Consider the following 6,697-nt stretch of genomic DNA (forward strand, 5'->3'; position numbering starts at 1 on the left):
GGCTTAATAGGACTGAGTGATTAACATAGTTGCCGAAAATCACTGCTTATTCAACTGATAGTTTATAACCTAACTAAAACTGGCATAAGGCGAGAGGCACGGCCTAATAGCAATCTTGTATCTCATTGGATACCATGCACTTATTCTGATTAATACGGTTACCGAATAGTGTTTGAAATAAAAATTACTGATAAAGATTTGTTGTCCCATTTGTATTTAATTGACTTGGTTAGTCTACAAGGCTTAAACGCGTTCACATTAACTGGTGACACTTTATGTAGCGATAAAACCTTAGTGGGGGCAAAAGCATCCACCTCTGAAGCTATTTCAACAGCGGTTCATTCAAAGCTCAAAAAACTGGTTATTTTTACCGAAGGTTTACACTTACAGCAATTAACACTGGTCACCCAAGCGTTAGCCGAGCATGTGCAGCTAGTTTCTTTTCGGGTGCTAAAAGTAGAGGGGGTTAATGGTTTTGCAATTTGTGCTTATGTTGAGCTAATAACCGAAGAAAACTTAAATCAACAACTTGAAAAAGTGGCTACCCGTTTTAGTGTTGAGTTATGTTTGGTAGATAAAACCCCATCACTGGCCGAGCCAGGTTTGTTACTAATGGATATGGACAGCACAGTAATAGCTGTTGAATGTATCGACGAAATTGCTGAACTTGCAGGTGTTGGCGAGCAAGTGTCTGCGGTAACAGCACAAGCCATGTTAGGTAAATTAGACTTTGTACAGAGCTTACGTACCCGCGTAGCTTGCCTAGCTGGTGCTGATGAATCGATTTTACACCAAGTACGAGAAGCCCTGCCGCTTATGCCCGGCGTGGCGAATTTGGTTCAATTACTCAAATCTTACGACTGGAAAGTAGCGATTGCCTCTGGTGGTTTTAGTTACTTTGCTGACTATTTACAAGACAGGCTCAATCTAGATGCCGCGGTCGCCAATGATTTAGAGATACAAAATAAAAAGTTAACTGGCAAAGTACAAGGCGGCATTGTAGATGCCAATGTCAAAGCGCAAACCCTTACAAAACTCGCCAATCAATGGTCTATTCCCCCTCACCAAACCATAGCAATGGGCGACGGAGCGAATGACTTGGTCATGATGAATGCCGCGGCTTTAGGCGTAGCATTACATGCAAAACCCATAGTCCGCCAACAAGCCGACATTGCCATACGTAATGGTGGCTTAGATACCTTGATGTGGGTGTTAGAGGCGGGGAAGGTTTAATCATAACCTTGTTTCAGATAGTTTTTTGTCAGAAAAGGTAGTAATTGTTAACGCTAAGAGTCATTTTTTTTCAAAATAAAGACTATACATATTATAAATTAATGGGTGAGCTAATAGAAAATATTGACTTATATATTGTTGATTAAAAAGGAAAGTTGAACGGTTTATTACCTTTGAGCTGATTCAATTAATAATAGGATATTAAAATGATAATTAGGTTTTTAAATACACAAAAAAATATTATTAAATTAAAAAAGTTAACTAAAATTTATTTTTTACTACTCAGTTTGTCCCTTAGCGGATGTGGGGGGAACAGCTCAGAAAATATACCCCCAACAGTTGATATTTTGAACGTAGAATTTTTGCACACTGTTACTGATACAGTGGATCCTGCAAATAGAATTGTCGTGGTAGAAGCTGACGTAGATGACATTGACGGCAGTGTAAGTGATGTTAACTGGTCAATTTTGAGTAGCCACCAGATTGATTTGATAGATTCTGATACAAAAGTTGTTCGATTTAATGCACCTCTAATAAACTCCTCAGAAATAGACCTATTTGTATTAGAAATTGAAGTTACAGATAATCAAGGAAGTAAAACTACAAACAGTGTTGATATTGATTTAAACGATGACCTAATTATATTCGTTCCTCTTATTTCGGCAAAAAGGGGAGAGGAAGTCGAAGTGAATTCGTTAATATTTGGTAGAAAAAATAAAATTTCAGGACTTAATTGGACAGTATCTAATGGTGTTGAAGTAACATTATTAGATGCAAATACCGAAACTGTCACTTTCCTAGCACCCAGTTCATCTACTATATCTGAAGTCCATTTAGATTTAGAAGTCAGTTATATGGATGGAAGCGACAATCAAATTTTTAAAGCATTTGTCATTTTGCTTGATTAACGCTAAACATAATAAAAAAAACGCATGGAGAACCGAAGCTGGTTTTTTATTATATGGTGATTTTTAAAAACCATTGAACATCGCACGTTTCTGAGTCCATTCGTTAACTTGACAGGTCCGAATGCGGACATTGAAGCCATGATTGCGGATGAACAGCGTAGCGTTAGCAGGCTCTAATACGCCGCTAAATTTGGGGGAACGCCTATACCAAATTCACAGGGTATGGGCGTGACAACCGACCAAGCTTCTCTGCTATGTGTGATTTTATTTCTCGCTTCATGTCATCAGGGCATTGCGATGCATTGATGATGTATTCATATGCACCCTCTACTGCGCTACAAAGCTGCTTGATTAGTTTTTTCGTTGCGGAATTAGAAAGACCTATTTGCTGACCAAATTTAATAAAGTCATAGCCGGTATAATAACCGTACTCTTCGTATGCTTCAGAAAACACCGCTTCCAATTCACTATTAAGTAAACTTAACGACAAGTCATCACCATAGTACTTAGGGTAGGGTGCGACTGATAACACATCGTAAACAGGCGTAAAATTTGTCATGAAATGCGACTGTGAATTTGGCTTTCTAAATAAAGAGAGATTCTTTAGGTGTAAATCATTGTTGCCCACGATATAGGCGAATAGCACTTGCCTAAAGCCATTTAATGTCACTCCTCGATTTTGACCGCTAACGGTGAACAGCGTATTGAGCGTATCTTCATAAGACAATGCATCACTGCCTTTATTGACTGGGGCGACCAAACATAGACTGGCCGCATCTTCGATGAAAAGACGCTTTGCGTCTTTTAGTATGTCAAAGCGTTTGGTTATATAGGCTAACTCACCACTTTCAAAGGGTACAAGCGCATTTTGCGCAACATCAAAGCCAACAGCCTTGGCAAGTTGCATAATACAATGTTCGTTTTCGGGTAGATGAGGAAAATCATCTGGTGCGGGTTTAACAATGAATTTTCCGTTTTTCTTAACTGGCACCAGCACCCCATCAACCAGCGACATTAATAATTTTTTTTGAGCACCGGACACAGAATTTCCCTCTGTGTATTCAGGCGCTAAATCATTAAACGTTTGTGCGTCACCTTGCACGCGAAGGCCATTCTTAGGAAGCTGGCTCATACCAAACATGGTTTTGAGGAAGTAGCTGCTATAAGGCGACTCATTTCCTTTTGGGCTTAAAGAGATCGTACCTAGCCGTTGACTCATTGTTGCATACCCTTGTTGCCAGGCTGGACTGATATTGCGCCAATCAGATCGCCGCCATTGGCCAGTAGCAATCCAAAATCATCGCGTTTATCTAATCTTGCTTTACTTGCTTGAAAAACTCTTACCCAACCTTCAGAGACTAAGTTGGTGAAAAATGGGTGCAGCACATCATACAGATAAGGCTCGCTTGTTAAGGGGAAGTGGTAGCCGATAGGCGTGCCACCTTGAATGATATAATCAGCGTCATACTCAAACGTATACTTTTGTGCGCCGGTTGTTTCTTTGTATTCCGTTAATAGGCCTGCCAGCTTGCCATTGGCAAAGACACGCCCTTGTCGGCTTATATTACTCATCAGCAGATTTACGTGAAATAGTCAGTGTCATACCCATGGCATCCAGTAGAGCAAGGACAGTAGATACCTTTGAGTTAGTTGGGTCACTGGTCATGGTTGATATCGTATTGGAAGACACACCACTAAGTAAGGCGAGCGTTTCATTGCTCGATTTATTAGTTTGTTTGTATTCTTTGGTAATTTTACCGAGCTGGTGGATATCACCCATCGTTTCACGCTGATCCATTGCAGCAATGAGCTTGCGCTGAAGCTCAGACAAGGCGCTAAATGTTTGAGCCTCATAGCTTGCTAGCAATCTTTCAACACTGTTATCTGTAGACATATTTCACTCTGCGTTTGGGTAAATCTGTATGAAAGATAACAATAACTGAATGCAGCGTGAAATACAACATATAATGACAAGTGTGTTTGTTAATTGTTGTACTTTGAGTCACAAAAGCAATGCAGGATTGGTTTTTGGGCGCTTCAAAGAATACTAGAATACTAGCAGGACAGGCAAGATAACGAATTGAGTTGATTTGTATTATCATGAAGCTAATTGGTGAATGGTTAATAAATATCTCCCAATAAATCTATAGAATTACCCCAGTTAAAAGCACTTGCAGCTGCAAAAAGGAAGACTGTGTCTAACGAATATTACAATAATCAAGTTAGAGAAATATCTCAGCAATATTTATCGGTCTCATTTGATGATGTGCACAGTGCTTGGTCGCACCATTTACCTCCTATCTTTGAAAAAAACAATGCCAATATCTTAGATGTCGGAGCGGGTGTAGGCCGTGATGTAAAGCATATTGCTGAAGTGGCGGCTCAGACTCAAAAAGGGGGTGATACTTGCCAAATATATGCAGTTGAGCCTGCAGAAGAATTGATGAGAGTTGGGCAGTTAACAACCCAAGGACAGAATGTTCATTGGTTGCAAGATTCACTTCCTGCACTGGATAAAATCACGCGACTTGAAATCAGTTTTGATTTAATACTGCTTAGTGCTGTTTGGATGCATGTCCCTGCATCACAACGAACACGTGCCATACGAAAGCTCGCTAACTTACTCAAACCCGGCGGCAAGATTGTTATCTCACTTAAATTTGGGATGACAGAAAAAGAGCAGCAAGAACGCACAATGTTTGATGTAAGCGTTGAAGAAGTTGAACGTTTAGCCCAAAACCTTGGACTTTTTTCAAAGTTAGAAGCAGCAAACACTAGCGATAAATTAGGCCGTTCAGGGGTACATTGGCAAACGCTTGTATTGCAGCTGCCAGACGATGGCACAGGCGCATTTCCATTTATACGCCATGTCGCAATAAATGATGGCAAAGCAGCCACTCACAAATTGGCTTTGTTGCGGGTTTTATTACGCATAGCCGATGGTCATGCTGGCGCCGTTTTGCGGCGGGAAAGCAGCCCTTCCGGTGATAGAGTGATTTTACCTCTTGGCCTTGTGGCATTGTATTGGGTGCATCAATATAAAAATTTAATAGATCACGCGAGTTTATTTCAAACACCGAATAAAAATCCCAATATGGGGTTTATGACTAAAGACGGATGGCACAATTTACGACACAGAGCAGCGGCTGATTTTCGGGTGGGCAACCTATTTGTAGGTGACGATGCCACAGCTCTTTATAAAACCCTGTCGGCAAGCGCCAGCAACATTAAAAACATGCCATGTAAATACATCACTTTGCCAAATACTGATGCGCATGTATTTGAAGTCGCATCTAAAACAGTCAAAGCCAAACAGAGCATTTTTTTAGACTTGCCTACATTGCAGCAATGGGGCGAGTTTTCATTACCCGAATCTATTTGGTTAGCACTGAGTCGTTATGCCTGTTGGATTGAGCCTGTATTGGTAAGTGAATGGGTAAAAACCATGGCAAGTTATCAAGGTAACATTGCGTACGCTGCACCTGAAAAACAAAGCTATTTATACCAATCATTAAATTGGCTTGAGCCTAAACTTACCACCAAAGAAGTACGTGAACGATTTGAAACTCTGTCTGCAAACCAATCAATGGAATGTATTTGGTCAGCAAAAAAACTGACTAGTAAATATGATATCGATCACAATATGCCATTTTCCCGCTGGCCAAATAACGATTTATGGAATTTGTTACCCAGTGACACAAAAGTGAATAACCATAAAAGAGACCGACTACCATCAGAACAAAAACTAATACACGCCAAAGAACGTATGCATGACTGGTGGCAAATGGCGTGGATATCAACAGATAACCACAGTCAAAAAAAACGTTTTTTTGCCGAAGCTAATATTGCGCTGCCGGGATTATCTTCTGGTAACACATCACTAAATGACTTGTTTGAAGCCATCTTACTGCAAAGATCCCGTTTAAAAGAAATGCAGCAATTAAATGAGTGGTAGCACTAAAGTAGAGCAATGCTCCAAAGGAATCTGATTTGATAGGTATGATTATTAGTGCACCTTTGTGGCACACTTAAAGTTTTCAAACATAATAAAAAACCCGCATGGTAAACCAATGCGGGTTTTTTATTATATGGTGGTCGCTACTGGGCTTGAACTCGCCTTGTAAGTGTCCGAATATAGTAATAATTGTAAATTACATTAAATCACTTAAATTGTTTGTATTGATTTAAAGTTATATTTTTCAATGACTTATAAAGATGTGGTGTGACGAGTTGACGATATTGCGAATGTAGTAACAATCTACCAGTGTCACATGTCAATATTATAGTCTATATCTAAGGGTGAGGATACTGCGTTTAGTGCAGTATAGTTCTAACTTAGGATATAGATTGTGTCTTCCAAGCGACAATATAGTTTTAATACTGACCATGAAGCTTTACCTAAGCTAACGAAAAAGCTATCTACTGAAGAAAGGTTTTTATTCTTCGATATACTTGACGCAATTCAGGTTCTTCATGATCTACACATAGATGGTCGCCTCCCATTTGCCAAGCAATTATTTTATGATGTTTAACAGGATAAGATTGCAGCCATAGAT

The 6,697-nt window shown here is 39.7% G+C and carries 6 protein-coding genes; 3 read left to right on the forward strand and 3 right to left on the reverse strand.

Annotated features, from left to right (window positions below; genetic code table 11):
* The first annotated feature begins 168 nt into the window (after positions 1–168).
* Together serB and QZ488_RS20565 are read left to right on the forward strand one after the other, a co-directional pair.
* Entirely contained in the window at positions 169–1,233 is a 1,065-nt protein-coding gene (gene serB, locus QZ488_RS20560; RefSeq protein ID WP_293752264.1) for a phosphoserine phosphatase SerB, read from the forward strand.
* A 206-nt stretch (positions 1,234–1,439) separates the two neighbouring features.
* The gene (locus QZ488_RS20565) at positions 1,440–2,141 is read left to right on the forward strand and encodes a hypothetical protein (RefSeq protein WP_293752266.1); all 702 of its coding nucleotides are present in this window, start codon (positions 1,440–1,442) and stop codon (positions 2,139–2,141) included.
* A 202-nt stretch (positions 2,142–2,343) separates the two neighbouring features.
* On the opposite strand, the gene QZ488_RS20570 is transcribed toward QZ488_RS20565, so the two are convergent.
* From QZ488_RS20570 to QZ488_RS20580, 3 genes are read right to left on the reverse strand one after another with little or no spacing between them, the layout of a single operon-like run.
* The gene (locus tag QZ488_RS20570) at positions 2,344–3,360 is read right to left on the reverse strand and encodes a type II toxin-antitoxin system HipA family toxin (RefSeq protein ID WP_293752268.1); all 1,017 of its coding nucleotides are present in this window, start codon (positions 3,358–3,360) and stop codon (positions 2,344–2,346) included.
* Entirely contained in the window at positions 3,357–3,713 is a 357-nt protein-coding gene (locus QZ488_RS20575; RefSeq protein WP_293752270.1) for a HipA N-terminal domain-containing protein, read from the reverse strand. The genes QZ488_RS20570 and QZ488_RS20575 overlap by 4 nt, the downstream gene beginning before the upstream one ends.
* A complete protein-coding gene (locus QZ488_RS20580) occupies positions 3,706–4,035 on the reverse strand; it encodes a hypothetical protein (protein ID WP_293752272.1) in 330 nt (109 codons plus the stop codon). The genes QZ488_RS20575 and QZ488_RS20580 overlap by 8 nt, the downstream gene beginning before the upstream one ends.
* A gap of 300 nt (positions 4,036–4,335) precedes the next feature.
* On the opposite strand from QZ488_RS20580, the gene QZ488_RS20585 reads away from it, so the two are divergent.
* Positions 4,336–6,096 (forward strand): class I SAM-dependent methyltransferase, encoded by a 1,761-nt coding sequence (locus QZ488_RS20585; protein WP_293752274.1) that lies wholly within the window; start codon positions 4,336–4,338, stop codon positions 6,094–6,096.
* Positions 6,097–6,697: the final 601 nt, after the last annotated feature.

It is taken from the genome of uncultured Paraglaciecola sp. (assembly GCF_913020055.1).
GTDB lineage: Bacteria > Pseudomonadota > Gammaproteobacteria > Enterobacterales > Alteromonadaceae > Paraglaciecola.

What these genes read in the sequence shown, in the direction of transcription:
- QZ488_RS20580 (WP_293752272.1), bottom strand. Translation starts at nt 4,035, where the DNA reads ATGTCTACAGATAACAGTGTTGAAAGATTGCTAGCAAGCTATGAGGCT.
- QZ488_RS20575 (WP_293752270.1), bottom strand. Translation starts at nt 3,713, where the DNA reads ATGAGTAATATAAGCCGACAAGGGCGTGTCTTTGCCAATGGCAAGCTG.
- QZ488_RS20565 (WP_293752266.1), top strand. Translation starts at nt 1,440, where the DNA reads ATGATAATTAGGTTTTTAAATACACAAAAAAATATTATTAAATTAAAA.
- QZ488_RS20570 (WP_293752268.1), bottom strand. Translation starts at nt 3,360, where the DNA reads ATGAGTCAACGGCTAGGTACGATCTCTTTAAGCCCAAAAGGAAATGAG.